The following is a 25,595-nucleotide window of genomic DNA, read 5'->3' on the forward strand; positions in this document are numbered from 1 at the left end:
GGGCGGGGGGGGGGCGGGGGGGGGGCCCTCTCGGCCCCGGCCCCGGGCGGCCCCGCACGCGCGGGAGCCCCCGGCCGTCGGGCCGGGGGCTCCCGCGCGTTTCGGCGGACGAGGGGTCAGCCGGTGTACGGCTTCGCCGCGAGGATCTTCACCATGGCCATCCTGCCGTTCGGCAGCTCGTACTCGGCGTCGTCGCCCATCCGCTTGCCGTTCACGCCGGTGCCGAGCGGCGACTGCGGGGAGTACGTCTCGATGTCCGAGCTCGCGTACTCGCGCGAGGCCAGCAGGAAGGTCAGGGTGTCGTCCGGGTCGCCGTCGAAGGCGATCGTGACCACCATGCCGGGCTCGACCACGCCGTCGTCGGCGGGCGCCTCGCCGACCTTCGCGTGCTCCAGGAGCTGGGTGAGCTGGCGCACCCGCAACTCCATCTTGCCCTGCTCCTCCTTGGCCGCGTGGTACCCGCCGTTCTCGCGCAGGTCGCCTTCCTCACGGGCCGCCGCGATCTTTACGGCGATCTCCGTGCGCGCGGGACCAGACAGGTACTCCAGCTCGGCCTTGAGCTGGTTGTACGCCTCCTGCGTGAGCCAGGTGACGTTTTCGCTGGTCTGGGTCACAGGGTGCTCCTCGTCGGTACTGGGAATACAAAGCATCGCCCTACCCGTAAGCATGTGCCCCTACGGGTGGGCGAAACCACGAGCCTAACAATTCACCGGGGAAAGGGGGAGAAGGTAAAACACCGGGACCACATATGTGCAGGTCAGAGCGGTTATAGCTGATTCAGCTCCGGTGCGCGGCGGTCAATGTGCCGCCGCCGGGGGTCAACGTGACGCCGACCTCCGGGCCGGGGCGCGGGACGCCCCGCGGTGCGGGGTCAACGCCGCGCCCCGCCGTCGGTGGTGCATCCGAGGAGTTCGACACTGGTCGCCCTGGCGGTCGTGCGCAGGGACACGACGCGGTCGATGCGGCCCGTGCTCTCGTCGAACCGGAAGTCCTTGCGGGCCACGTCGCTGCCGTCCTCGTGCTGGGCGCGCAGGGTGCAGTAGCCCTTGGCGTCCTGGTCCTTGCGGATCTCCAGGTGTACGTCGACCTGCTGGTCCGAGACGACCTGGCGCTTGATCACCTCGGCGCTGATGCCCTGGCCGGTGACGTAGCCGTAGCCGATCCAGCCGACCACGCCGAGCAGGACGACGCCCAGCACCGAGCCGATGATCTTGAGCTTGCGGTCCGCCCGCTGGTCCGCGGAGCGGCCGTAGCGGTTCTCCGGAAGCGACTCCCGCACCGCAGCCATGATCGTTCCTCCCGTGCCGGGGATCGAGGAATTTTCCACCCCCCGGTTCGGTCACTATAGAAGCCTGCCCATGTGCCGAATCACTGAGGATCGAGTCTTGACCGAGCAGCTGCGACTGATGGCAGTACACGCCCACCCCGACGACGAGTCGAGCAAGGGCGCGGCCACCATGGCGAAGTATGTGTCCGAGGGGGTGGACGTGCTGGTCGTGACCTGCACGGGGGGCGAGCGCGGCTCCATCCTCAACCCGAAGCTCCAGGGCGACTCGTACATCGAGGAGAACATCCACGAGGTGCGCAGGAAGGAGATGGACGAGGCCCGGGAGATCCTGGGCGTCGAGCAGGAGTGGCTCGGCTTCGTCGACTCGGGGCTGCCCGAGGGCGACCCGCTGCCGCCGCTCCCCGAGGGCTGCTTCGCGCTGGAGGACGAGGTGAAGGCGGCGGGCCGGCTGGTCCGCAGCATCCGCGCGTTCCGCCCGCAGGTCATCACCACGTATGACGAGAACGGCGGCTACCCGCACCCCGACCACATCATGACCCACAAGATCACGATGATCGCCTTCGACGGTGCGACGGACACCGAGAAGTTCCCCGAGTCGGAGTTCGGCCCGGCCTGGCAGCCGCAGAAGCTCTACTACAACCAGGGCTTCAACCGGCCCCGCACGGTGGCCCTGCACGAGGCGCTGCTGGCCCGCGGGCTGGAGTCCCCCTACGGCGAGTGGCTGGAGCGCTGGAAGGAGTTCGAGCGCGCCGAGCGCACGCTGACCACGCACATCCCGTGCGCCGACTTCTTCGAGATCCGGGACAAGGCGCTGATCGCGCACGCGACGCAGATCGACCCGGACGGCGGCTGGTTCCGCGTGCCGATGGACATCCAGAAGGAGGTCTGGCCGACCGAGGAGTACGAGCTGGCGAAGTCCCTCGTCGATACCTCCCTCCCCGAGAGCGACCTCTTCGCGGGCATCCGCGACAATGCCTGATATGTACGCGACCCAGGCACTGACCGACCTCGTTCCGCTTGCTGCCGAGCTCGACAAGAACAAGGTGACCCCCGGCGTCCTCGGCTTTCTCGTCTTCGCGGCACTCGCCGTGGGCGTGTGGCTGCTGATGAAGTCCATGAACCGGCACATGGGCAGGGTCGACTTCGTGGAGGCCCCGGACCCGGACGCGGTGGCGGCCGACGCCGCCGCCGCCGGGGCGGGAACCGCGAAGCAGAAGTAGGCACGGGGCGGCACCGGCACGTCCGCGGCCGCCCCGTCGCACCGCGCGACACCGGCCATCCATCGCACGACACCGGCCGCCCCGTCGCACCGCGCGGCACCGACCGCCCGCACCCAGGCCGGCCGGTGTCGCGCACATTCCTGTCCAGGGGTGTGTCAGGGGCATGTCGCCAACTGTCCGGGGTGTCGAGCCCCGACGCGTTGTCCGGTTCCGGTGCCGTGCCCCGTTCCGGCATCGTGCCCCGGGCGGGCGGGTGCCGGACACGGCCCGGGGCGTGGCACGGCGGGCAGGCCGTCAGGGCCTCGGTGGAAGCGGTACGCCCATGATCTCCCGGGCCTGGCGCGGGCGTCATGCCCGGGCGCCACTCCTGTCGGCCGTCCTCCAGGTCCACGCCGCGGTTCAGCATCACCGCGAACGCCTCCGTGCAGTCCTCCAGCCCGCCGTCGCGCGTGGGGTGACCGGCCCCGAGCAGATCGGCCGGCTCCTGCTGGGCCACCGCCGCGCCCGCCTCGCTGCCGCCCGGTGACGCGTACGGCAGCAGCGTGCAGCGCAGGAAACGGGCCCAGTCCGCGCCCCGCGCGTCGCCGTAGGACTCGAACAGTTCCGTCGCCTCGCCGCACAGCTCCAGCGCCTGCGGGGCCCGGTTGTTGCCCGCGTCGATCAGGGCCGGCTCCAGGCACGTCCACGCCTCGCCGCGCGCGTCCTCGTTGTCCCGGTGCAGGGCCACCGCCCGGTTCAGCTGCTCCGCGGCCGGCGCCGCGTCACCGGCCAGCAGCCGGGCGCGAGCCAGCTGGGTCAGCGCCCAGGCCCCGCCCCGCTCGTCCCGGGTCCGCCCGTACAGGTTCCGGGCGACGAGCAGCGCGTCCTCGGCCCGTTCCACGTCACCCGTCCGCAGCAGGGTCTGCCCCAGCTGGAAATGCGTCCACGCCTCCCAGTGCAGCGACTCGTCCTCCCGGTGCAGGACCAGCGCGGCGTCCAGCAGGGCCAGCGCCTCGGCCGGCCGGGCCCGGTCGCGCTCGACGGCGGCCAGGGCGTGCATCGACCAGGCCCGGTCCTCGGCCTGCCCCTCGGACGACTGCAGCTCGATCGCCTCGCGCAGCCGCGCCGACGCCTCCGTCAGATTGCCCTCTGGTGGTGCAGGGTGATCCCGAGCGAGCACAGCGCCGGCGCCGCCTCCCTCTACCGGCACGTGGCCAACCGGGACGAGCTGGTCCAGCTGGCCGTGGACGACGTCTTCGGAGAGCTCGACCCGCCGGCCGCCACCGACCGCACACGGTGGCGGACCGCAGCCCGGACCGCGGCGAGGACACGGGCACGGACCCGGAGCGGGAGCGCGAGGACCGCTTCGCGTACGGCCTCGACCGGATCCTCGACGGCCTCGCCACCAGACTCGCACCCGAACGGTGACCACGGCCCCGCCGGGGCGCGGAGGCCATCAGGGCACGGGGGTGGTTCCCGCGCGGGGCCAGGGCCGTGCGAGGGGCTCGGAGCTGTGCTTCCGGGCCGGAGGCCGAGGCGGCTGCACGGCAGTCGTCCGTACGACCGCCGCCTTTTGCGCCGGGGAGTTCTGCCTGTCGGGGCGCCGGACCTGTGGGAACAAAGTGGCCCGGACCGAAGTCCGGGCCGCGGGTCGGGTCTACTGCCCTGACCACCATTCCAGCAGGATGCCCGCAAGCAACTTGCCGACGAAGGAGCCGGCGAACTGCTTGAAGAACCCACTGCGGAGGTTCTGGGACTTGTCCATGTAGTTACCCCTTGGAGATCGTGACGGCTCCGCAGGCTGGTTGGACCCGCGGGGCGGTGTCACTGAACCGTGGGGACGTGTCCCCTTCCGCGGAGTCGCCGGATCTCCTCTACCCGCTCCTGACTGTACGCCAAGTACGTTCCCTGTGACGGCAGATGTCCTGGTATTGCTGCTACAACACTCGCATGGAGACCAGTGCCGAATCCGGGCCCGGCGGCGAGAGCGGTCCCTGCCGCCACGGCAATGTCCGGCTCCTGGACACCCGCCTGCTGGGCAAGCAGAGCGGTCTGGGATCCCCGTACCCGGTGGTGTGCCACCTCGTCGACACCGGCGCGTACTTCACGGAACTGTGGGAGTCGACTGTCGGGCCGCGCACGCGTGCCCGTACAGCTCTGGCGCTGGGTCTGACAGAGGCCGATGCTGCGCGGGAGCTGGCCTTCTGGGCCGCGCTGCACGACCTGGGAAAGATCTCGCCGTCGTTCCAGCATTTCCTGTCCGGAGAGATCCGGAAGGACTGTCCGGACCACTTCGAGCGGATGCTCGCCGACGGCCGTTACCGGCACGGCAGGTACGGCACCGACAACAGAGCGGGTCCGCACTGCCGGATCACGCACTGGACCCTGCCCGGGATTCTCGGGCAACTGGGCTATCCGTCGGGCGATCGGGACGATCCGGTCGGCGAGCTGATCGGTCACGCCGTCGGGCAGTTGCTCGGCGGGCACCACGGTTTCTTCCACCCGCAGATGGAGCCTCGGCAGCTGAGGAACCCGGCGACGTTCCTGCCGCAGGTCGGGATGGGCGAATGGTCGGAACAACGCCTCCGCCACGCTCGCATGGTGCGCACGCTGATCACGGACGACGGCCCAGTGCCGACGGGAATTCTCCCGGCAGAACTCTCGGTCGTGGTGCTGGGCGTGGTGATGGTGGCGGACTGGATGGCCAGCACGAAGGAGTCGATCGAGACGGTGCGGTGCATCGAGGACGAGGAGTGCTGCTGCGGCAAGGCTCTTGAACAGCACTGGGAACGCGTCCGGAATGCGGCCCGGGAGAGAGTGGAGCGTCAGGCCCTCGGCCGGTGCGGATTCGCCACCCCTGCGCAGGAGGAACTGCTGGGAGCCGCTGGGCTCCTGGACGGATCCGTGCACGGCCGGCTCGCGCGACGGCTTCTCACGGAAGACGGGCCCGCGCATGCCGGGATGCTGCTGATGAGTGCTCCGGCGGGCCCCGCCCGCCGACGGCTCGGGATGGTGGCGGCCTCGAAGCTCGGCCGGACGTCCGGGGCGCGGGGCATCGCTCTCGCGCTGCCGGACGAGCTTCACCTCGATGAGGCATCGAAGGAGCTGGCGTCACTGGCGGGCACGCTCCTGGAGGGCTCCGGCGGGCTCATCCGGCTCCACACGATGTGCTTCAACGCCGGGCCGGACACGGCCTTCGAGGAAGTCCCCGAAATCAGCCTCGCCCCGGAGAGCCGAGCCATCGCGAAGAAGTGGCTCACCGAGCGACGCCGCGGGCTGCTGGCCTCCCTCGGGGTGGGCGTCCTCGACCAGTTCCTGCCGGCCGTCCTGCCCGTACCGGATGGTGCGGTGCGGTTCTTCGGGCTCAGCGAGAAGGTCCTCGTGGTGGACGACGTGCGTCCGCAGGAGCCGTTCTCGCACCAGCTCCTGTGCCTGCTGGTGGAGTGGCTGGCAGCGCTCGGGGCGTCCGTGGTCCTGCTGACCGACACCCTGGCCGGGGCGAGTGCCGATCGCCTGGTGCAGGCGTACCGGAGGGGTGCGCGAGTGGCCAGGGGGCTGAGAGGCCGGGAGGAAGACGCACCTCCGCCGACGGAACTGCCGCAGCCGGGTTGGCTGTACGTCGACGGGCTGGACGGTTCGGTCGCCCCGTTTGCGGCCGGTCCCTTTGAGGACTCGGTGCTGCGCGTCTCCCCGCTTGAAGTCCGGCCGCGGACCAGTGGCACGGACCCGTACGTGGATGCCGTCATGGGCGGGGCCGGGGGCAGTGGCTCGACCCTCGTGTGCTGTGACGACGTGGAGGAGGCTCAGCGGGTCTTCACCGCGATCGAGCAGAGCCGCCGTCGGCATACGACGCCCGGCGGGGCAAGGCTGCTGCACCAGCGCTTCCCCCGGTATCACGTCCGCGAACTGATGGCGGAGTGCACGTCGGCCCACAAGAATCCGGCGCGGGACGGTTCGGTGCTCGTCACCACTCCCGACTTCGCCGAACACCTCCCGTTCCGCTTCGAACGGGTCGTCACCCCTCCGGCTCCGCTGCCGTCGCTGTTGGCCCGCGCTCTCCGCGGCCGGTGTCTGACGCTCCTGGAAGGCGAGGAGCGGGCCGGGTCGCCGATGGACCGGGCACTGAGACAGCGCACGGTCCAGGCGCTCCGATCGCACGGCCCGCAGCTTCGACTTCCCGGCGACACCCATCGGTTGATCCGTCAGGTGTACGACTCGGACAGCTACCTGGACGCCCTCAAGGACATCAAGGTCAGGCGGCAGCAGCTCCTCCTGGCCGCGGAGGCCGAGGGGCACGAGGCCGAGCTGCTGCACGACGCCCGGCACATCGGCATCCCCGGTCCGGCGGACGTCCACGACGACCTGTACGAGCTGATCCGGGCCGAGCGCGGCCTCACGGAGGAACACCTCGCAGCCAGGATGGGCTTCGAGCAGGCGTACGTGCTGCTCGTCCGCCTCCGGGGCACGTTCGCCTTCCTGGGGCCCGAGGGAAAGGAGAAGGTGCCGAGCCTCAAGAGGGAGGGCGGCTCGGCCGTGTCCGCGCTGGCCCGGCACACGATTCCGGTTCCGCCGCAGTGGGCACCCGAGGGCGGGAACTCGGCGCAGATCGACCGTGAGCAGTTCCGCAGCATCGACAACCTCAGGTTCCCGCAGTGGAGTAAATGGACCTGGCTCAACAGGGTGTATCCAGTGGTACTCGGCGGGGACGGCGACCCCTGCACCGGCCTTCTCGGGAACATGCGGATCGGGTACACCAGGACCGGTCTGGTCAGGCTCAGTTGATTCCCCGAATGGTCCCCGCCCTGCCCCGTGACCGCTTACGATCACTCACAGCCCGCGACTACGGAAAGTGCCTTCGGCGGCACGATGGGTGCGCGACGCCTGGACGGGGCGGGCCTGCCATGCGGTCCTACGGGGCGGAAGCGAGCGGGAGACCGGGAGAGTTGTGGAACCGTCGCAGGCGATGAACCTCTTCGACGAGCCGTGGATTCCCGTGCGCTGGCTTCCCGGCCAGGGCGGCCCCGACTCCGTGGGCCTTCGGGGCCTTCTGGAGCGCTGCCAGGACGTCGAAGCCCTGGACGTCCCGCTCGCCGCCGCCCATTCGGCGCTCCTGCGTGTGCTGTACGCGCTCACCGCACGGGTCACCGAGCTCGACGAGGACCCGGACACCGAATGGCCGCGCAGGCGCGCAAAGATCCTGAAGAGCCGTGCGCTGCCGCAGGACGGCATCGAGAAGTACGTCTCCCGGTGGCACCACCGGTTCTTCCTCTTCGACGACGGCGCCGCCGGCCGTCCGTGGATGCAGGACCCGCGCCTGGCGGACGAGTGCACCGATTCCAGCGGCGTGAACAAGCTGGTGATGACCCGCCCCTCGGGCAACAACCACTCCTGGTTCGGCCACGTCCGCGACAGTGCCCCGCACTCGCCCTCCGCTGACGCAGCAGTGCTGTACCTGCTGATGTGGCACTACTACGGCGCTCCCGGCAAGTGCACCGCCCGTGTGCTCCACGGGGAACGGATCTCCGAGGCCAGGAGCGGACCGTTGCACGGATCGCTCTCCTATCACCCGGAGGGGGAATCGTTGCTGGTCACCCTGCTTGCCGGGCTCGTACGGCCAAGAGCAGAGGTGCGGCGCGAGGAAGACCTCTGTCCCTGGGAGCGGGACGAGCCGACGGATCCGGCGGGCGCTCCGCCGGTGCCGGTCGGCCCCTGCGGCTGGTGGACGGACATCTCGCGGCACGCTCTCCTGCTCCAGCCCGATGCCCGCGGGGAACATGTGACGGACGCCCGCATCACCTGGGCGTACCGCCTCCCGGGAGTCTCCAACGACCCGTATCTCATCTGGGAACACAGGCTCGTCAAGAAGGAGACGATCCGTTCCGCCCGGCCGGCCAAGGCGAGCAGGGCGTTGTGGAGGGATCTGGACGGCCTGCTGGGCCATCAGCCCCCGGAGGCCGACGGCGAGGCGACCACGGTGGAGCGGCCGGTGCTGTTCTCGACAGCGGTCAAGCTCACCGACCAGCTGCGCATCAGGGCACTGGGTCTGGACCAGAACAAGTCCAAGAACATCCAGTTCGTCAGTGGCCTGACTCCCGCGACCGTGGGCCACCTGACCGATGAGATCCCTGAGGCCCGGGTCGCGGTCGGACGACTGCGCAGGCTGGGCGAACGGTACGGGGAGAACCTCGTCGGAGCAGTGCGCAGAGCCTGGGAGTTGTACACCGGCGGTGATCCCAAGCAGGCGGGCAGACTCGTCCCACAGGCCGAGGCCCTGTACTGGCCGGCCGCCGAGCGCGAGTTCTGGGCCCGTTTCGACCGCCTCGACCGCACCCGTGAGGATCCCGACGGTGGTCTGGACATCGGCGCCGCACGCGATGCCTTCCTACGGCTGGCTCGTGATGCCTACGAGCATGCGACCGAGCCGCTCACCCGCACCGTCCGCGGCAACCAGGCCGTGATCGAAGCCCGTGGCCTGCTGTGGGCGACGCGCCCCGTGCACAAGAAGAAGTAGTCACCACGCCGATCGGAAGGTGTCCCATGGCGGAGGACCGCAGAACCGAAGCGCGCGAGCGCCGTGCCGATCACCTGCGTTTCGTGCGGGAGATCCGGGAGTTGTGTGCCGACAGCCCCGGGGCTCACGCGCGCCTGCGCCGTGGCCTGGGCAAGGACATCGACCAGGTGTCCGGGATGCACGAGTTCATCGCGCACCGGCTGCCCGAGAAGCGGAACCGCGAGCGGGACCGCGCCTACTACGCGATCGCCGCGCTCATCGCCGACCAGCCCCGCCACGTCGTCCGCGACCGGCCCGTGGCCGACACGGAGGCGGAGCAGTCGAACGACGCCTACGGGTTCAGCTTCGGCCGCACCCTCGCCGAGTCCGCCCTCAAGGCTCCCGCGCAGGAGCGCCAGCGCCGGCGCGACAGCACTCGCAGGCGCCTGGATCTCCTCGTCCGCCAGAGCCCCACCGGACTGCACCGCTACCTTCCCCCGGCCACCCGCCTCCTGCGTCAGTACGAGAGCGAGCCCGACTGGGCCCAGCTGCTGAGCGACCTGACCAACTGGCCGTGGTACGCGGCCGATATCGGGAGCCGGTGGCAGCAGGACTACTTCCGCACCCTCCACCGCGACGAGTGGCGGAAGAAGGACGAAACCGACGCCGCCCAGGCCGTGCCCGCCCCCGGGCCGCCCGCCGTCTGACCGCCGTACCCGCACACCATTCCAGAAGGAGCTCTCCGTGCCGACCGCGCACCTGCCCGCCTGCTTCGTGGACGTACACATCCTCCAGAGCGTCCCCGTGTCCACGCTGAACCGTGACGATCTCAACGCCGTCAAGACGGTGGACTACGGCGGTGTGCGGCGCACCCGTGTCAGCAGCCAGTCGTGGAAGAGGGCGCTGCGCGAGGAGTTCCAGAAGGAGATCGGCCAGTTCGCCACCCGGACCCGCCGGATCGGCAAGGCCGTCGCCGACATCCTCAAGGAGAAGCACGGTTGGGACCACCGGGAAGCACGCCTGGCCGGCGCCCACGTCGTGGCGGCCTCCGGGATCAAGTTCGGCATCGAGAAGAAGCCGGACGAGGAGGGCTACGAGGCCATCACCAACGGACTTGTGTACCTGTCCTCCGAATCGATCGAGGAACTCGCCGACCTCGCTGCCGAACACCCCGACAAGATCAAGAAAAAGAAGATCGAGAAGGCGACCGACAAGTCGCAGCTTCCCGCGGCCGAAGTCCAGGGCATCATCCGTCGGGGCAACGCCGTCATCCACACCTTCGGCCGCATGCTCGCCGAGGTCGACGACGCGGACGTCGACGGTGCGGTTCAGGTCGCCCATGCCTTCACCACCCACCGCAGTGATGTCCAGGTCGACTACTTCACCGCCGTCGACGACCTGACCGCCGCGTGGGGCGAGACCGGCAGCGGCCACCTCAGCGAGGCCGAGTTCTCCGCCGGCACGTTCTACCGCTTCGCCACCATCGACGTGCGCGAACTCGTCACCAACATGGGCAAGGTCCATGCTCCCGAAGGCGTCCGAGACGCGTCCGAAGACGCCCGCAACATCGCCGGAGCCTTCCTCTCCTCCTTCATCCGCTCCCTGCCGCAGGCCAAGAAGAACTCCACCGCTCCGCACACTGCACCGGACCTCGTCCACGTCAGCGTCCGCAGCGACCGCCCGCTGTCCTTCGCCGCCGCATTCGAAGCCCCCGTGCGCTCCGCGCAGGGCGGCGGACACGGCACCGCCTCCCGCGACCAGCTCGTCGCGTACGCACGGACCGCCACCACGCTCATGGGAAGCGACCGCGTCCTCGCCGCCCACTGGGCCGGCGTCGGCCAGGACATCGAAGGACTGGGGACCCGGGTCGAGTCCTTCGACTCACTGGTCAAGGCCGGTGTCGAGGCCGCGTTCACCCCGTTGGGAGGCGGCGCGTGACCCTGCGGCCGCCACGGGAGTCCGGGCTGCTGCTGCGTCTTGCCGCGCCGCTGCAGTCCTGGGGAGAGCGCAGCCACTTCACCGAAGAACGTGACACCGCTGCCTTCCCCACCAAGTCCGGCGTGCTCGGCCTGCTGTCCTGCGCGCTGGGTCGGCATCGGGGACAGGACAACGGCGATCTGCGCCGACTGGGTCTCACCGTGCGCATCGACCGTCCCGGCTACGTGCTGCGCGACCTGCACACGGTCGGTGGTGGCCTCGACGCGAAGGACACCGTCCGAACGGCCAAGGGCGGCACCCGCGGCGAGAACAGGTCCACGCTCTACGGCCACCGCCTCTACCTCGCCGACGCCGCCTTCGTCTGCGCGCTCACCTGCCGGGACGAGGCGGTCCTCGACCGCTGTGCCGACGCTCTCACCACCCCTCGCTGGCCCCTGTACCTGGGACGCCGCGCCTGCCCGCCCGAGGGCCCCGTGCTGCTCGGACGCAGTGCCGATGCCCTCGGCAGCCTCCTTCGCGTCCCGCTGCCCGCGCAGGCCCCGGCCCCCGCGGTGACGCTGCTGGCCGACCGCCCCCTCGACTGGCTCCCACGCCATCCCGAGGACCCCGACGACGGTTCCCGCCCCAGCTCCGAGGTCCAGGACGAACCGGTCGACACCGCCCCGCATCGTCGTGTCTTCCGTACCCGTCGGCTCTACCGGGGCTCCTGGCACCCGCCCGGACGTCTGTACACCGGCGCACTCGGTGTCGACTACCTCAAAGAGCTCGCCATACATCTGCACGCCGCCACTGTGCCCCGGCCCGACGGTCCGGAGGCCGCCGAATGACCACCTGGCTCACCCGCCTCGTCCTCGACACCTCCCGCACCGACGTACGCGAGGAACTGCGCAATGCCGTCGCCATGCATCGGCGAGTGATGTCTCTCTTCCCCGACCTCCCCGAACTCGAAGAGGCACGCAGACACTTCGGAGTACTGCACAGGGTCGAGCAGGCCGAACGACAGGCCGTGCTCATGGTCCAGAGCAACAGAGAGGCCGCTCCGGAGCGGCTTCCGGACGGATACGCGGTCGGCTCGGCCTCCCGCAGCATCGAGCCGCTCCTGGACGCCCTTGCCCATGGCCGTCTCCTGTCCTACCGCTGCGACGCCAACCCCATTCGCCGCCCCAGCCGCACCACGCGGGAGGTGTACACGAACCTTCCTTCCGTCGTTGCCCTCAACGGCCGCCACGCCGACGACTGGTGGCACCGTCGGGCGGGCCTCGCCGGTCTCAAGATTCACACCCACCTCTCCCACCCGCTGGACGCCGCTGTCGGCCGCCGAGGCAAGGGCAGCGACGCCCAGAAGGTGCGCCACCACCGGGTCCGTTTCGAGGGCACTGCGGAAATCGTCGATCCCGATGCGCTGCGAGCCGCGATGACCGGTGGCATCGGAAAGGGGCGGGCATACGGGTGCGGGCTGCTGACCATCGCGCCGCTACGGGCGGGGGAGTAGACATCAGCGGCCCTGACCGACTCGTCGAGCGGCAAGGCGTGCGACCTGCTCTGCATCGATCGCGGTGCCGGACGCGTCGTCCTCGCCCGGGGATACGAGCCTCAGAACACGTCCGAGAGGTCGTTTTCATCCGATATCCAATCAGGATATGGGATGATTTGGGGCTTTCTTCGGGTCGTGCCAGGAGATGGTGTCATCTCAGGCCGGCGGGCTTCAACGGAAGTGTGCTCGGGGCGGGTAGGCGTGAGATCGATGGTCTCTGCCCGGTAGACGATGACGTCGGGGCGGCGGTTGGTGAGTGGAACGTCCTGCAGGCGGACGTCGAAGTCCGTGTCTGCGTTCCAGTCCGGGCCCGCGGCGGCGTCCAGGGCATTGGCGAGGATGCGGGCCGGCCGGTTGTGGCGCTTGGAAGCGCTCGGGCTCACGACGACCATCCCGTCCACGATCTCGATGCCGGCGCACTGCTCCTCGGACCAGGAGTCGTACTGCTCCGCGCTGATCTGCGTGCGCATCCACGCGGGCGCCACCATTTCGGCGGGCACGGTGTGCCTCCTTCGCGGTGCTTCCACAGTTTCGGCGCTGCTGGACTCAGCCTACTGCCCGGTGTTGTCCGACCGCCCGGCATCGGATGCTCCCACCCGTCCCACCTGCCCGTTCATGCCTCGCCCCGTGGCGCGCGGCTCTCGTGAGGGCGGGTGCGCAAGGATTGGGGCATGGCCAACCGACTTGCGCACGCCACCTCGCCCTATCTGTTGCAGCACGCCGAGAACCCGGTCGACTGGTGGCCGTGGGAACCGGAGGCGTTCGAGGAGGCCCGGCGGCGCGACGTGCCGGTGTTCCTGAGTGTCGGCTACAGCTCGTGCCACTGGTGCCACGTCCTCGCGCACGAGTCCTTCGAGGACGAGGCCACCGCCGCGTTCATGAACGAGCACTTCGTCAACGTCAAGGTGGACCGCGAGGAGCGCCCCGACGTGGACGCGGTCTACATGGAGGCGGTGCAGGCGGCGACCGGGCAGGGGGGCTGGCCGATGTCGGTCTTCCTGACCGCCGACGCCGAACCCTTCTACTTCGGCACGTACTTCCCGCCCGAGCCGCGCCACGGCATGCCGTCCTTCCGGCAGGTCCTCGAAGGGGTCGCGACGGCCTGGGCCGAGCGTCGCGACGAGGTGGGCGAAGTCGCCGGGCGCATCGTCCAGGACCTCTCCCGGCGCTCCCTGGCGCACACCGGCCAGGGGCTGCCCGGCGAGCCGGAGCTGGCGCAGGCGCTGCTCGGGCTCACCCGTGAGTACGACGGGAAGCACGGCGGGTTCGGCGGGGCGCCCAAGTTCCCGCCGTCCATGATCATCGAGTTCCTGCTGCGCCACCACGCCCGCACCGGGGCGGAGGGCGCCCTCCAGATGGCCGTCGACACCTGCGACGCGATGGCCCGGGGCGGGATGTACGACCAGCTCGGCGGCGGGTTCGCCCGCTACTCGGTGGACCGGGAGTGGGTCGTGCCGCACTTCGAGAAGATGCTCTACGACAACGCGCTGCTCTGCCGGGTGTACGCGCACCTGTGGCGGGCGACCGGCTCGGAGTCGGCCCGGCGGACCGCGTTGGAGACCGCCGACTTCATGGTGCGCGAACTGCGCACCGCCGAAGGGGGGTTCGCCTCCGCGCTCGACGCCGACAGCGAGGACGGGGCCGGGCGGAACGTCGAGGGCGCGTACTACGTGTGGACGCCCGGGCAGTTGCGGGAGGTGCTCGGCGAGCAGGACGCGGCCTTCGCCGCCGAGTACTTCGGCGTGACCGAGGAGGGCACGTTCGAGGAGGGGGCCTCCGTCCTGCGGCTGCCGGGGACGGGCGTGGCGGACGCGGACCGGGTCGCCGACGTGCGGGCCCGGCTGCTGGCCGCCCGCGAGCTGCGCCCCCGGCCCGGCCGGGACGACAAGGTGGTCGCCGCCTGGAACGGCCTGGCGATCGCCGCGCTCGCCGAGACCGGGGCGTACTTCGACCGGCCCGACCTGGTCGAGCGCGCCACCGAGGCGGCCGACCTGCTGGTCCGGGTCCACATGGGGGACGTCGCCCGGCTGGCCCGTACCTCGAAGGACGGGCGGGCCGGTGCCAACGCCGGGGTGCTGGAGGACTACGGCGACGTCGCCGAGGGCTTCCTCGCCCTGGCCGCGGTCACCGGCGAGGGCGTCTGGCTGGAGTTCGCCGGCTTCCTCCTCGACATCGTGCTCCAGCACTTCACCGGCGAGGGCGGGCAGCTGTACGACACGGCGGACGACGCCGAACAGCTCATCCGCCGCCCGCAGGATCCCACCGACAACGCGACCCCGGCGGGCTGGACGGCGGCGGCCGGGGCGCTGATCTCGTACGCCGCGCACACCGGCTCCGAGGCCCACCGCACCGCCGGGGAGGGGGCGCTGGGCGTGGTGAAGGCGCTCGGCCCGCGGGCGCCCCGGTTCACCGGCTGGGGCCTCGCGGTCGCGGAGGCGCTGCTCGACGGGCCGCGCGAGGTCGCGGTCGCCGGGCCGGTCGGCGGCGAGCTGCACCGCACGGCGCTGCTGGGCACGGCCCCGGGCGCGGTGGTGGCCGCCGGGGAGACGGGCGGGAGCGAGTTCCCGCTGCTGGCGGACCGGCCGATGACGGACGGGGCGCCGACGGCGTACGTGTGCCGGAACTTCGTGTGCGACGTCCCGACGACGGACGCGCAGGAGCTGGCGCGGCGGCTCGGGGCGCGGGGCCCGGCGAGCGGGCGGTAGGGCGGCGAAGCCGCGGGGGCGTGGTCGAATTTCCTGCGGTCCTGCGGTCCTGCGGTCCTGCGGTCCTGCGGTCCTGCGGTGCTGCGGGGCGTGGTCACGGGGTCAGAGCGACAGGCCGTTCTCCAGGCCGTCCAGTGCCCGGCCGATCATCGCGACGAGGTCGCCCTCCCGGTCGTGTTCGCACCAGTACAGCGTCACCTCGCGCAGCGCGCCCAGGACCGCCGCGACGGACACCCGGACCGTCAGGTCGTCGGGGGCGCGGCCGGCGCGGGCGGCCAGGGCGGCGGCCAGGGTTCCGGCCGTGTCCGACATGCTCTCCGTCATCCGGGCCCGGACCGCGGGGACCTCCACGATCAGCCGGGCGCGCTGGCGGATCTCCTCCTCCTCGGTCGCCAGGACCGCCGCGAACGTCTCCGTCAGGACGTGCCGGAGCGACTCCAGCGGCGGTTCACCGGCCGGGCGGCGGAGCAGGGCGGCCTCCAGGACCGGGCCGTACTCGTCGGCGAGGACGATGTCCTCCTTGGCCGGGAAGTACCGGAAGACGGTGCTGGGCGACACCTCGGCCGCCTCCGCGATCTGCTCGACCGTCGTCGCCTCGTACCCCTGCTCGGCGATCAGCCGGCAGGCGGCGTGCCGGATCGCGATCCGGGTCCGGAGCTTCTTCCGCTCGCGCAGTCCCAGCTGCGGCGGCGTTCCCGGGGCGGAAACGGAAGGGGTGTGGGAGATGGCGGCCATGGTCGTCATTGTCGGGCATCGGCGGGCCGCCGGCACCGGTCGGGACGCTGCTCAGCCGTGGTTGTAGGCCACCAGCGAGATGCCGACGTAATGCACCACGAAGGCGGCCAGGGTCAGCGAGTGGAAGACCTCGTGGAAGCCGAACCAGCGCGGGGAGGGGTTGGGCCGCTTGATGCCGTAGATGACGCCGCCCGCGCTGTAGAGCAGGCCGCCGACGACGACCAGCACCAGCACGGCGATCCCGCCGGTCCGCAGGAAGTCCGGCAGGAAGAAGACCGCGGCCCAGCCCATGGCGAGGTAGCAGGGCGTGTAGAGCCAGCGCGGGGCGCCGACCCAGAACACCCGGAAGGCGATCCCGGCCGCCGCGGCCGCCCAGACCGCCCACAGCAGCGGGGTGCCGGTGGACTCGGGCAGCAGGAGCAGGGTCAGCGGGGTGTAGGTGCCCGCGATGATCAGGAAGATGTTGGCGTGGTCGAGCCGGCGGAGCACCGCCTCGCCGCGCGGCCCCCAGGTGCCCCGGTGGTAGAGCGCGCTGATCCCGAACAGCAGGCACGCGGTCAGCGTGTAGATCCCGCAGGCGATCCGGCCGCGGGAGCTGTCCGTGAACGCGATCAGGGCGATCCCCGCGACGATCACGGCGGGGAACATCCCGGCGTGCAGCCAGCCGCGCATCCGCGGTTTCGCCGGAAGGGGGAGGGACTCGGCTGGTTCCAGCCCGGTGGACTCGGGCGCGGCGGCGGCAGTCATTCCCGCATCGTACCTACGCGACCGTAGGTAACTGATACGAGTGGCAATGCTCACGTGTGAGGCCCCCTGGACATATGGGCGAAACGGTCGGATGATCAAATGAGTGCGGTCGGCACCGGATGAGCGCCAACGGGATTCGAAGGGGTAGAAGCATCCGGGTCGCAGCCCCCACGGGGCAACTACCAAACAGACACCCTCAACAAGGAGCGATCGTGGCGCGCGACATCGCGGCTCCCCCCACTGCCCCCACCCAGCACCAGGAGCTCGTCTCCTGGGTGAACGAGATCGCGGCGATCACCGAGCCGGACCGGGTGGTCTGGTGCGACGGTTCCGAGGCCGAGTACGAGCGCCTGTGCGGGGAGCTCGTGGCCAAGGGCACCTTCACGAAGCTGGACGAGACCAAGCGCCCGAACTCCTACTACGCCGCGTCGGACCCGAGCGACGTCGCCCGCGTCGAGGACCGTACGTTCATCTGCTCCGAGAAGGAGGAGGACGCCGGTCCGACGAACCACTGGAAGGCCCCCGCCGAGATGCGGGAGATCTTCACCGGTGAGAACGGGGTCTTCCGCGGCGCGATGCGCGGTCGCACCATGTACGTCGTGCCCTTCTGCATGGGCCCGGTCGGCTCGCCGCTCTCCGCGATCGGCGTCGAGATCACCGACTCCGCGTACGTCGCCGTCTCCATGCGCACCATGACCCGCATGGGCCGGGCCGTGCTGGACGAGCTCGGTTCCGACGGCTTCTTCGTCAAGGCCGTCCACACCCTGGGCGCCCCGCTGGCGGAGGGCCAGGAGGACGTCCCGTGGCCGTGCAACTCCACCAAGTACATCTCGCACTTCCCCGAGGACCGCGAGATCTGGTCCTACGGCTCCGGCTACGGCGGCAACGCCCTGCTCGGCAAGAAGTGCTACGCGCTGCGCATCGCCTCCGTCATGGCGCGTGACGAGGGCTGGCTCGCCGAGCACATGCTGATCCTCAAGCTCACCCCGCCGCAGGGCGAGGCGAAGTATGTCGCCGCCGCGTTCCCGAGCGCCTGCGGCAAGACCAACCTCGCCATGCTGGAGCCGACGGTCCCCGGCTGGACCGTGGAGACCATCGGCGACGACATCGCCTGGATGCGGTTCGGCGAGGACGGCCGCCTCTACGCGATCAACCCCGAGGCCGGCTTCTTCGGCGTCGCGCCCGGCACCGGCGAGCACACCAACGCCAACGCCATGAAGACCATGTGGGGCAACTCCGTCTTCACCAACGTGGCGCTCACCGACGACGGCGACGTCTGGTGGGAGGGCATGACGGAGACCGCTCCGGCCCACCTCACGGACTGGAAGGGCAACGACTGGACGCCCGCGTCCGACACCCCGGCCGCCCACCCCAACGCCCGCTTCACCGTCCCGGCCGGGCAGTGCCCGATCATCGCGCCCGAGTGGGAGGACCCGAAGGGCGTGCCGATCTCGGCGATCCTCTTCGGTGGCCGCCGCGCCTCCGCCGTGCCGCTGGTCACCGAGTCCTTCACCTGGCAGCACGGCGTCTTCCTCGGGGCCAACGTCGCCTCCGAGAAGACCGCCGCCGCCGAGGGCAAGGTCGGCGAGCTGCGCCGCGACCCGTTCGCCATGCTGCCGTTCTGCGGCTACAACATGGGCGACTACATGAACCACTGGATCAAGGTCGGTGCCGACAAGGACCAGGCCAAGCTCCCGAAGATCTACTACGTGAACTGGTTCCGCAAGAACGACGCGGGCAAGTTCGTGTGGCCCGGCTTCGGCGAGAACAGCCGCGTCCTGAAGTGGATCGTCGAGCGCCTGGACGGCACGGCCGAGGGCGTCGAGACGCCGATCGGCATCCTGCCGGCCAAGGGCTCGCTGGACACCGACGGCCTGGACCTCTCCGACGCCGACCTGGACTTCCTGCTCGACGTCGACAAGGAGATCTGGCGCGAGGAGGCGTCGCTGGTGCCCGAGCACCTCAACACCTTCGGCGACCACACGCCGAAGGAGCTGTGGGACGAGTACCGCGCGCTGGTCCAGCGCCTGGGCTGATCCCGACAGACCCCCGGGGCGCACCCCGCACGGGTGCGCCCCGCACGCCCCGCGACCGGGTCCCGGACATCCGCCCTGACCTGTGGGGTCTCACCAGCCCGGCCGCGGTACGGCCCCCGGAACTCCCTCACGGTTCCGGGGGCCGCCCCCTTTTCCGGCGTTTCACGGTGAACGTCCGAAGATCGCCCAAGGCTTGCGCACACAACCTCCACAACGCTTCGATGTTCCTTCACATCGCCTCCGGCTCGGTCGGCCGGAGGCCGACAGAGCCTGTGGGGGAATCGGTTGAGCAAGAACCGGCACCATGTACGCATCGCGGCGACGCTGGCCGCGCTGACCCTCGGCACCGCGGGTCTCACCGCGGTCGCACCACCGGCCGCCCGCGCGGCCGACGGCACCACGCCCGGCGACACCGTGGCCAAGCTGCCGATCTCCTCGTACGCGGCGATGGTCGTCGACTCCGTGCACGAGCGGGTCTACGTGACGGACGGCCAGGACCGGTCCACCAGCCAGGTCCACATCTACAACTTCCAGGGCCAGAAGACCGGGTCCCTGTCCGTCGGGCCCGTCACCTCCGGGATGGCGCTGAGCGCGGACAGCGGGACGCTCTACGTCTCGTACACCTCCGGCGTCGTCGCCTACGACACGGTCACCTGGCAGCGCACCGGCGCCGTCTCCACCGCGACCGCCCCGACCTGCCCGCGCGACGTGGCCTTCGCCGGGGGCAAGCAGTGGCACGCCGAGACGCCGTACAACGGCACCGACTGCGCCGACAACTGGAACGCCCTGTACGGCGTGTCGGGCACCATGTCCGTCAACACCGGGTGGAACGCGGCGAGCAGACTGCGGCTGACCAGCGGCCCCGAGGTCCCGGACCGGATCGTGATGGCGCAGACCCGCACCGCCACCGAGACCAACCCCTTCGTCACCACGTTCGACGCGAGCGGCGACACCCTGGTGCGCGGTCCGGAGCGCCGGTTCGCCGACGCCCAGGGGCGGGGCGGCCTCGACACGAAGGACGTGGCGCAGTCCCCCGACGGGCGGCGGATCGCGGTCGCCGACGCCGCGTACGGCACCCGGCTCCTGGAGTCCGCCGACCTGTCCGACGCGCCGGTCGCGTACCAGCCGCTGCCCGAGGGGGCCAAGGCGTCCGCGGTCGCCTTCAGCGGCGACGGGACGTACATCGCCCGGGGCGCCGCCGCCACCGGGGGCACGGCCGACCTGCTGGTGCAGCCCGCCGACCCGGCGTCCGGCCGGGCCCCGCTGGAGTTCGCCTTCGAGGGCGCGCTCGAAGGCGACCGGGTCGTGCCGCGCGGGCTCGGCTGGTCGAAGGACGGCTCGCGGCTGTTCGCCGTCACCACCAACACCTCCGGCACCGAGTACTGGCTGCACGTCATCCAGCCCCCGGCCGCCCAGTACGACTCCCGCTTCACCGGCGGCCTCACCACCACCCCGGGCCGGCCCGTCGTCGGCGAACCGGTCGGGATCAGGGGCCGGCTGGAGCTGGACGGCCCCGCCCCCGCCGAACCGGTCAGGGTGACGGCGGTGCGGCACGACGCGAACGGCGACCGCAGGATCGCCGCCGCCGAGGTCGAGGCCGACGGCTCGTTCACCGTCCTCGACGTCCCGTCCCTGGTCGGCGACGCCACCTACACCATCTCCTTCACCGGTGACGTCACCCACCGCCCGGCCGAGGACGTCACGCTCGCCGTCACCGTCGACAAGGCCCCGACCGCCCTCGCGCTCCGGGCCCCGGCGGAGGCGACCAAGAGCGCGGGCCTGACGATCACCGGCACCCTGACCGGGCAGGGCAGGGCGCTGCCCGCCGGGATCACGCTGTCCGTGGTGCGCACCGACCGGAAGGGCACCGGCACGCTGACCTCGGCCGCCGTCGCCGCCGACGGCACCTTCACCGTCAACGACCTGCCCCGGGCCACCGGGGAGGTGACGTACGAGATCGGCTACGCGGGCGACGACCTGCACAGCGGATCGACGGCGTCGGCGACGGTACGGGTCCGGCGCTGACCCGGGCGGCGGTCCGGGGCCGGAACGGGGACTACCCGTTCCGGCCCCGGTCCTCCAGATAACGGGTGTGGATCTGCTGCCGCCGCGCCTCCGCCTCCCGCAGCCCGGCCGCGAGCGCCTCCGCCTCCCGGTGCAGCAGCGTCAGCTGCTGTTCCAGATGGCGTTCGGGCGGCTCCGTGCCGGGCGTGATCCGCGTCCACCAACGGGTCCGCACGAAGGTGTCGACCGACTCCGGGATGTCCTGGTGCACGGCACGGGACAGGGCGTGGACGCCCTCCGGGTCGGCGGCCAGGGCCTCGGACACCCAGCCGGGGGCGAGCAGCCCGTCGAGGAGCTCCGTCAGCTCGGCGAGCCGGCCGGACGCGGCGGGCGGCAGGTCCACCTCGTCCAGGTAGGCCCGCAGCGTCCCGAAGTCGTCCCGCAGCGCGTCCAGGCGCGACGAGGCGTCCGGGAACTCCGGTGCGGGCGGCCGCTCGGGCGGGGCGATCAGGGCGCCCGCCCCGTACAGCCCGGCGACCACCACCGGCCAGTACGTCCCCGCGAGCCCGGTGAAGGTGAGGACGAGACCGGCGATCCCGCAGGCGCTCCCGGCGAGGTTCTTCCGCGACTCGACATAGGCCAGCACCCGGTTCGCCGGCCTGCGGCCCGAACCACCGGAGGACCCGCCCGCCCCGCCCCGGGATCTACTGGTAGCCACGGATCTCCTCGAAGGCCCCGTCCAGGGAGTCCGGTCCCCGGTCCCCGGTCGCGTCGAAGAGCCGGCCACCGGTCAGCTCGGCGATCCGGTCCAGCTCGCCGCGGTCCGAGTCGCCGAAGACGATCGGGAAGACCGGGGTTACCCGGTGCGCGGCCGGCAGCGACCGGTAGTAGGAGGCGAACCCCGCGGCCGTGTCGCCCGTCGTGTTCTCGCCGTCCGTCATCAGCACGATCGAGGTGAACGCCGAATCGCTGCCGCCGCCGATCCGCTCGTACGCCGACTTCAGGCTCGAGTAGATCGCCGTCTCGCCGCCCGCCGTCAGCGCGGCGGTGTCCGCCTCGATCGCGGCCGCTCCGCGCCGCGGGTCGGCCGGGTCGACGGTGTGCGTGCGCACCTGCTTCACCGACGAGCCGAACGGCAGCAGCGTGACCTCCTCCCGTTCCCGGAAGTCCCCGGTCAGTCCGGTCAGTGCCGCCTTCAGCCGCTTCAGCCGGTCCCCCTTCATCGAGCCCGACGTGTCCAGCACGTACACGGTGCGCGAGGGGCGCCGCAGCTTGTTCTCGTAGCTGTGGAGCAGCCCGTCGGCCACCGACCGCGAGCCGGGGAAGGGCAGTTCGCGCCGCGCGTCGGCGGCGAGCGGAGCCGCGGGCCGCACCGAGGGCACGACCGGGCGCCGGAAGGTGTCCCGGGTCAGCCGCCGCTGCGCGTCGGGGGTGCGGAAGTACGCCGTCAGGGCGCGCACCGCGTCCTTCGCGTCGGGGGCGGCGTCGGCGAGCGTGCTGAGCGGGTAGTCGGCCGTCACCACCCCGTCGCGGGGGCGGATCACGGACAGTCCGGTGTGGTCGTCGCGGTTCAGCGACAGCAGCACGGACTCGTAGTTGATCAGCGCGTCGACGTTGCCGCGCCGGGCGTACGCGGTGGCCAGCCACCCGGAGGAACCGGACGTCAGTCGCTGCCCGCCGAAGAACTCCTTCAGCTTCCCGCTCGCGCCGCGCACATCGGCGTCGGTCAGCGCGGACTGGGCGCCGGAGAGCCCGGAGGCGACCGAGACGAGCGCGGAGAAACCGGAGTTGGAGCGGACCGGGTCGGTCATCCCGTACGTCAGCCGGCCCTCGGCGACCGCCCGGTGCACCTGCGACCAGGTCACGTCCGAGGGCCGCCAGCCCAGTCGTTCCACGGTCGCCGGGCGGACCCCGAGCGCGACCGGCGACGTCATCAGCGGGGTCTCCGACGTGATGCGCCGCGCCGCCTCCGGACGCAGCCGCAGATAGTCGTTGGACGACAGCCACACCGCGTCGTACGCCCCGTCCGCCTTCCCGGAGGCGAGCCGTTCGACGGCGTCCAGCGTGCCGGTCCAGGTGGGGCGCACGGTGATCCCGGTGGCCTGCTCGGCCTTCGCCAACAGCGGCTCCATGTCGGAGAGTTCACTGGAGGCGAGGACGCGCAGCGTGCCGGCCCGGGGCCGGCCGTCGTCCTGCCCGGACCCGCCGGAGGAGCCGGACGCGCCGGTGTCCGGGGCGGAGCACGCGGCGAGGGGGACGAGCACGGCGGCGGACAGCAGCGCGGCGAGCGAACGGGTCACCCGGCGTCGCAGCCTCCGCAGCCTTCTGCGGGGGCGGTTCGTCATGCGGGGCCACCGCCCCCCAGCACCCCGGCCGACCGGCTGCGCTCCAGGTGGGCGCCGGCCTGCTGGAGTTCGGCGGTCAGCGACTCCACGGTCGCGGCCATCGACTCGGTGGCCTGCACCTTGTACGTGTCGATGGCGTCGAGCGTCCGGTAGATCTGCTGGAACGCGGTGCGCAGCGTCTCCGCCCCCACCGCCGGGTCGGCGGCGATGCGCTGGATCTCGCCGCTCTGCCCGGCGAGCATCTCCGCGTTGCCGCGGATCAGGTCCTCGGTCGTGGAGCGCAGCACCTGGACCTGCTCGGTCACCTTGCGCTGGCTCTCCAGCGCCGAGGCCAGCATCACGGCGATCCGCAGGGCGGAGACGGTGGTGGTCGCGGCCCGGTCGACGCCCCTGATGAGCTCGTCGTTGTTGCGGCGCACCACGTCCATCGCCAGGTAGCCCTGGGCGCAGACCGCGAGCTGGGTCAGCAGGTCCTGGTGCTTCTGCCGCACGGGGAAGAGGACGTCGGCGCGGAGCGCGTCCGCCTGCGCCGGGTCGGTGGCCGCCGCGATGCGCTGTTCGACGGCGCCGTCCAGCGCCTCGGTGAGGACCACGTACTCCTGGAGCTTGCCCATGGTCTCCCAGAGCCGGGTGCGCTCGGTGTGCAGGGCGGCGTTGTCGCGGCGCAGCTCGTCCTGGCCGCCGCGCAGCGAGCCCACGATCCGGTTCAGGGTGGACTGGGCCGACGCGTACTTGGCGACGTGGTCGCGGAGCCGGTTGCCGCCCGGCAGTCGGGACAGCAGCCGGCGCGCGCCCCTGGCGGGGGCGTCGCGCGGGTCGAGGTCCTCGACGGTGCGGCGCAGCTCGACGAGGGAGGAGCCGACCCGGGCCTGGGCGTCGCCGCCCCCGGAGCCGCTCCCGGAACCCTTTCCGGACGCGGACAGCGAGCGGACGGTGCGGTCCAGCATCCGGTTGGACTGCTGGGCGGCGTTGCGGATGTCGCCCTGCCCCAGGGCGGCGATCTCCCCGATCCGGGTGGTGAATTCGGGCGACCGGGCGTCCAGGCCGGCGAGGCCGCCGACGTACTCGGCGGCGCGGCGGGTCATCTCCGTGCGCACCGACTCGTCGACCGGCACGAGACCGGCGGCCTGCTCGGTGCGGACCGGGGCGACCGGCTCCGGCGGGGTGAGGACCAGCGGCGGGGCGTCGCCGGGCGGGGCGAGGGTGATCGGTTGCGGTTCTTCGGCCATGAGCGGGTCTCCAGGAACAGAGGAAGGCGTAGGCGTACGGGTCGGAACCTGCCGGGCGGCCTCCGGTCGGGCACGGCCGCCCGGCGGGTCCTCAGCCGCGGGTCCGCCGGGCCATCGTGCGCAGCACCGTGGCGGTGGGCACGGGCGCCTGACGGACTCCGGTCAGCTTCTGGTCGATGTAGTCGGTGTGGTCGGCGGTGGCGGCGGTGAACTCGGCCGCGGCGCCCTGGGGACGGAAACCGTGCCGCACGGCCAGCTCGCGCAGGCGCGGATCGGCGGAGAGCAGCTCGCCCAACTGCCGGCCGGTGTCGGTCAGCGGTACGAGGGTGTGGTCGCTGGACACGGTGGTGTCGGGGTAGAGGAGCACCAGGTCACCGGTCTCCTGACCCTGCATCAGTAGCGAGGCGACCTGCGACTCGTAGACCAGGACGAGCGGGTTGCCGACCCCGCTGATGAAGTCGCGGAACGGGGCGTCGGTGCTGGTCTGCTGTGCGCCCTGGACCTGGATCAGCTTCTTCAGCAGGGGAGCGGTGCGGCCGGCCGCGGCCTCGTCCGCGGCGACCCGGCCGCCGTCGGCGACGTAGGAGGCGGCGGCGAGGTAGAGGGCGCCGGAGTTGGACGAGACGGGGTCGGTGCTGGTGATGAACACCGTCCCGGACAGCTCGGCGTGCTTGTCGGCGCCCTTGAGCTGCTGCCAGGTCCGGTCCGTCCGCGCGGCGTCGAGGTACGGCTTCATGAGCAGTTTGCCGCTGGACTTCCCGCCCAGCGTCGCGAGCCCGTTGTCCGCCAGCACCCGGGCGGCGGCGCGGTGCGCGACGACGACGAGCGGCGAGTAGAACGGCCTGATCGGTCCGCCCTTGACGGGGGACCTGCGCTGGAGCTCGTCGGCCGGGGCCTTCGAGCCGGGGAAGGCGAAGTCGTAACCCTTGAGGGGGAACTGGTCCATGGCCCATGACCCGGACGTCTCCGCCTTGACGGTGAGCCCCTTGGCGGCGAGGGCCTTCACCACGTCGGGATCGGCGAAGAACTCGGCCTTCTCCGACCCGATCACTCCACGCACGGTCTTCGTTGCCGTGCTCGTGTCCTTGCCGGCGCGTCCTGCTGCGACGGCTGCTGCCACTCCGCCGATCAGCAGCACCGCCAGGACGATTCCCACGATGCGTCTCACACCCGAAGCGTGCTCCCGGAATTCCACATTCCAGGCGGAGTCGGGTGGACGGCAGGTGAAGTGAGTATCCCAGTACGCAACGGGGGCGGAACGGGAGCGGACGACTCCGGCGTACGGGGCGCGGCCTTCGGTGTATGGGGGTGTGGGTCCCGGTACGAGGGGGCGGGTTCCGGTGTA

General features: G+C 71.5%; 20 protein-coding genes and 2 pseudogenes. 12 read left to right on the plus strand and 10 right to left on the minus strand.

Going from position 1 to position 25,595, the window contains the following annotated elements; translation table 11 throughout:
* Positions 1–116: 116 nt before the first annotated feature.
* The gene (greA, locus tag ABZZ04_RS22255; RefSeq protein WP_356933923.1) at positions 117–614 is read right to left on the minus strand and encodes a transcription elongation factor GreA; all 498 of its coding nucleotides are present in this window, start codon (positions 612–614) and stop codon (positions 117–119) included.
* 257 nt (positions 615–871) lie between these two features.
* Positions 872–1,288, minus strand: coding sequence for a DUF4307 domain-containing protein (locus ABZZ04_RS22260; protein ID WP_356933924.1), 417 nt, complete (start codon positions 1,286–1,288; stop codon positions 872–874).
* A gap of 97 nt (positions 1,289–1,385) precedes the next feature.
* Between ABZZ04_RS22260 and mca the strand changes: the two genes are divergently transcribed.
* Complete coding sequence (gene mca / locus ABZZ04_RS22265; protein WP_356933925.1) at positions 1,386–2,267, plus strand: mycothiol conjugate amidase Mca; 882 nt, start codon at positions 1,386–1,388, stop codon at positions 2,265–2,267.
* A 1-nt stretch (position 2,268) separates the two neighbouring features.
* Positions 2,269–2,508: a hypothetical protein gene (locus ABZZ04_RS22270; RefSeq protein WP_356933926.1), complete on the plus strand. Its 240-nt coding sequence runs from the start codon at positions 2,269–2,271 to the stop codon at positions 2,506–2,508.
* A gap of 294 nt (positions 2,509–2,802) precedes the next feature.
* Here ABZZ04_RS22270 and ABZZ04_RS22275 read toward each other — a convergent pair.
* Positions 2,803–3,672 (minus strand): annotated as a pseudogene (locus tag ABZZ04_RS22275) (tetratricopeptide repeat protein); the annotation flags it as partial.
* Between the two features lie 111 nt (positions 3,673–3,783).
* On the opposite strand from ABZZ04_RS22275, the gene ABZZ04_RS22280 reads away from it, so the two are divergent.
* The 7 genes from ABZZ04_RS22280 (at position 3,784) to cas6e (ending at position 12,407) form a co-directional block, all read left to right on the plus strand.
* Positions 3,784–3,915 carry a hypothetical protein gene (locus tag ABZZ04_RS22280; protein ID WP_356933927.1) on the plus strand — a complete coding sequence of 44 codons (132 nt, stop codon included), beginning with the start codon at positions 3,784–3,786 and terminating at the stop codon, positions 3,913–3,915.
* Between the two features lie 522 nt (positions 3,916–4,437).
* Complete coding sequence (locus tag ABZZ04_RS22285; protein ID WP_356933928.1) at positions 4,438–7,269, plus strand: CRISPR-associated endonuclease Cas3''; 2,832 nt, start codon at positions 4,438–4,440, stop codon at positions 7,267–7,269.
* 163 nt (positions 7,270–7,432) lie between these two features.
* The gene (gene casA / locus ABZZ04_RS22290; protein ID WP_356933929.1) at positions 7,433–8,998 is read left to right on the plus strand and encodes a type I-E CRISPR-associated protein Cse1/CasA; all 1,566 of its coding nucleotides are present in this window, start codon (positions 7,433–7,435) and stop codon (positions 8,996–8,998) included.
* A 26-nt stretch (positions 8,999–9,024) separates the two neighbouring features.
* Positions 9,025–9,684: a type I-E CRISPR-associated protein Cse2/CasB gene (gene casB / locus ABZZ04_RS22295; protein ID WP_356933930.1), complete on the plus strand. Its 660-nt coding sequence runs from the start codon at positions 9,025–9,027 to the stop codon at positions 9,682–9,684.
* 37 nt (positions 9,685–9,721) lie between these two features.
* Entirely contained in the window at positions 9,722–10,915 is a 1,194-nt protein-coding gene (gene cas7e, locus ABZZ04_RS22300) for a type I-E CRISPR-associated protein Cas7/Cse4/CasC (protein WP_356933931.1), read from the plus strand.
* Positions 10,912–11,742: a type I-E CRISPR-associated protein Cas5/CasD gene (gene cas5e, locus ABZZ04_RS22305; RefSeq protein ID WP_356933932.1), complete on the plus strand. Its 831-nt coding sequence runs from the start codon at positions 10,912–10,914 to the stop codon at positions 11,740–11,742. The genes cas7e and cas5e overlap by 4 nt, the downstream gene beginning before the upstream one ends.
* Positions 11,739–12,407 carry a type I-E CRISPR-associated protein Cas6/Cse3/CasE gene (cas6e, locus tag ABZZ04_RS22310; RefSeq protein WP_356933933.1) on the plus strand — a complete coding sequence of 223 codons (669 nt, stop codon included), beginning with the start codon at positions 11,739–11,741 and terminating at the stop codon, positions 12,405–12,407. Before cas5e ends, cas6e begins: the two co-directional genes overlap by 4 nt.
* A gap of 224 nt (positions 12,408–12,631) precedes the next feature.
* Here the strand turns inward: cas6e and ABZZ04_RS22315 are convergent.
* Positions 12,632–12,949 (minus strand): annotated as a pseudogene (locus ABZZ04_RS22315) (Uma2 family endonuclease); the annotation flags it as partial.
* 171 nt (positions 12,950–13,120) lie between these two features.
* On the opposite strand from ABZZ04_RS22315, the gene ABZZ04_RS22320 reads away from it, so the two are divergent.
* Positions 13,121–15,154, plus strand: coding sequence for a thioredoxin domain-containing protein (locus ABZZ04_RS22320; RefSeq protein WP_356933934.1), 2,034 nt, complete (start codon positions 13,121–13,123; stop codon positions 15,152–15,154).
* 102 nt (positions 15,155–15,256) lie between these two features.
* Here the strand turns inward: ABZZ04_RS22320 and ABZZ04_RS22325 are convergent, their stop codons facing one another.
* Together ABZZ04_RS22325 and ABZZ04_RS22330 are read right to left on the minus strand one after the other, a co-directional pair.
* Entirely contained in the window at positions 15,257–15,889 is a 633-nt protein-coding gene (locus tag ABZZ04_RS22325; RefSeq protein ID WP_356933935.1) for a TetR family transcriptional regulator, read from the minus strand.
* A 51-nt stretch (positions 15,890–15,940) separates the two neighbouring features.
* Positions 15,941–16,636: a hemolysin III family protein gene (locus tag ABZZ04_RS22330; protein WP_356933936.1), complete on the minus strand. Its 696-nt coding sequence runs from the start codon at positions 16,634–16,636 to the stop codon at positions 15,941–15,943.
* Between the two features lie 212 nt (positions 16,637–16,848).
* Between ABZZ04_RS22330 and ABZZ04_RS22335 the strand changes: the two genes are divergently transcribed.
* Both ABZZ04_RS22335 and ABZZ04_RS22340 read left to right on the plus strand, forming a co-directional pair.
* Positions 16,849–18,672 carry a phosphoenolpyruvate carboxykinase (GTP) gene (locus ABZZ04_RS22335; protein ID WP_356933937.1) on the plus strand — a complete coding sequence of 608 codons (1,824 nt, stop codon included), beginning with the start codon at positions 16,849–16,851 and terminating at the stop codon, positions 18,670–18,672.
* Between the two features lie 285 nt (positions 18,673–18,957).
* Complete coding sequence (locus tag ABZZ04_RS22340; RefSeq protein ID WP_356933938.1) at positions 18,958–20,697, plus strand: Ig-like domain repeat protein; 1,740 nt, start codon at positions 18,958–18,960, stop codon at positions 20,695–20,697.
* 31 nt (positions 20,698–20,728) lie between these two features.
* Here the strand turns inward: ABZZ04_RS22340 and ABZZ04_RS22345 are convergent, their stop codons facing one another.
* The 4 genes from ABZZ04_RS22345 to ABZZ04_RS22360 form a co-directional block, all read right to left on the minus strand.
* Positions 20,729–21,319, minus strand: a complete 591-nt coding sequence (locus ABZZ04_RS22345; RefSeq protein ID WP_356934033.1) for a hypothetical protein — start codon at positions 21,317–21,319, stop codon at positions 20,729–20,731.
* A 61-nt stretch (positions 21,320–21,380) separates the two neighbouring features.
* Positions 21,381–23,021 (minus strand): substrate-binding and VWA domain-containing protein, encoded by a 1,641-nt coding sequence (locus tag ABZZ04_RS22350; RefSeq protein ID WP_356933939.1) that lies wholly within the window; start codon positions 23,019–23,021, stop codon positions 21,381–21,383.
* A complete protein-coding gene (locus ABZZ04_RS22355) occupies positions 23,018–24,250 on the minus strand; it encodes a toxic anion resistance protein (protein ID WP_356933940.1) in 1,233 nt (410 codons plus the stop codon). The genes ABZZ04_RS22350 and ABZZ04_RS22355 overlap by 4 nt, the downstream gene beginning before the upstream one ends.
* Positions 24,251–24,341: 91 nt before the next feature.
* Positions 24,342–25,445, minus strand: a complete 1,104-nt coding sequence (locus ABZZ04_RS22360) for a hypothetical protein (RefSeq protein WP_356933941.1) — start codon at positions 25,443–25,445, stop codon at positions 24,342–24,344.
* Positions 25,446–25,595: the final 150 nt, after the last annotated feature.

Origin of the sequence: Streptomyces sp. NPDC006435 (assembly GCF_040612315.1) — a bacterium.
Taxonomy (GTDB): Bacteria; Actinomycetota; Actinomycetes; order Streptomycetales; family Streptomycetaceae; genus Streptomyces.

Excerpts from the sequence above, each read along its gene's own strand:
- ABZZ04_RS22260 (WP_356933924.1), bottom strand. The coding sequence starts at position 1,288 with ATGGCTGCGGTGCGGGAGTCGCTTCCGGAGAACCGCTACGGCCGCTCC.
- ABZZ04_RS22270 (WP_356933926.1), top strand. The coding sequence starts at position 2,269 with ATGTACGCGACCCAGGCACTGACCGACCTCGTTCCGCTTGCTGCCGAG.
- ABZZ04_RS22285 (WP_356933928.1), top strand. The coding sequence starts at position 4,438 with ATGGAGACCAGTGCCGAATCCGGGCCCGGCGGCGAGAGCGGTCCCTGC.
- casB (WP_356933930.1), top strand. The coding sequence starts at position 9,025 with ATGGCGGAGGACCGCAGAACCGAAGCGCGCGAGCGCCGTGCCGATCAC.
- cas6e (WP_356933933.1), top strand. The coding sequence starts at position 11,739 with ATGACCACCTGGCTCACCCGCCTCGTCCTCGACACCTCCCGCACCGAC.
- ABZZ04_RS22320 (WP_356933934.1), top strand. The coding sequence starts at position 13,121 with ATGGCCAACCGACTTGCGCACGCCACCTCGCCCTATCTGTTGCAGCAC.
- ABZZ04_RS22325 (WP_356933935.1), bottom strand. The coding sequence starts at position 15,889 with ATGGCCGCCATCTCCCACACCCCTTCCGTTTCCGCCCCGGGAACGCCG.
- ABZZ04_RS22330 (WP_356933936.1), bottom strand. The coding sequence starts at position 16,636 with ATGACTGCCGCCGCCGCGCCCGAGTCCACCGGGCTGGAACCAGCCGAG.
- ABZZ04_RS22350 (WP_356933939.1), bottom strand. The coding sequence starts at position 23,021 with ATGACGAACCGCCCCCGCAGAAGGCTGCGGAGGCTGCGACGCCGGGTG.
- ABZZ04_RS22355 (WP_356933940.1), bottom strand. The coding sequence starts at position 24,250 with ATGGCCGAAGAACCGCAACCGATCACCCTCGCCCCGCCCGGCGACGCC.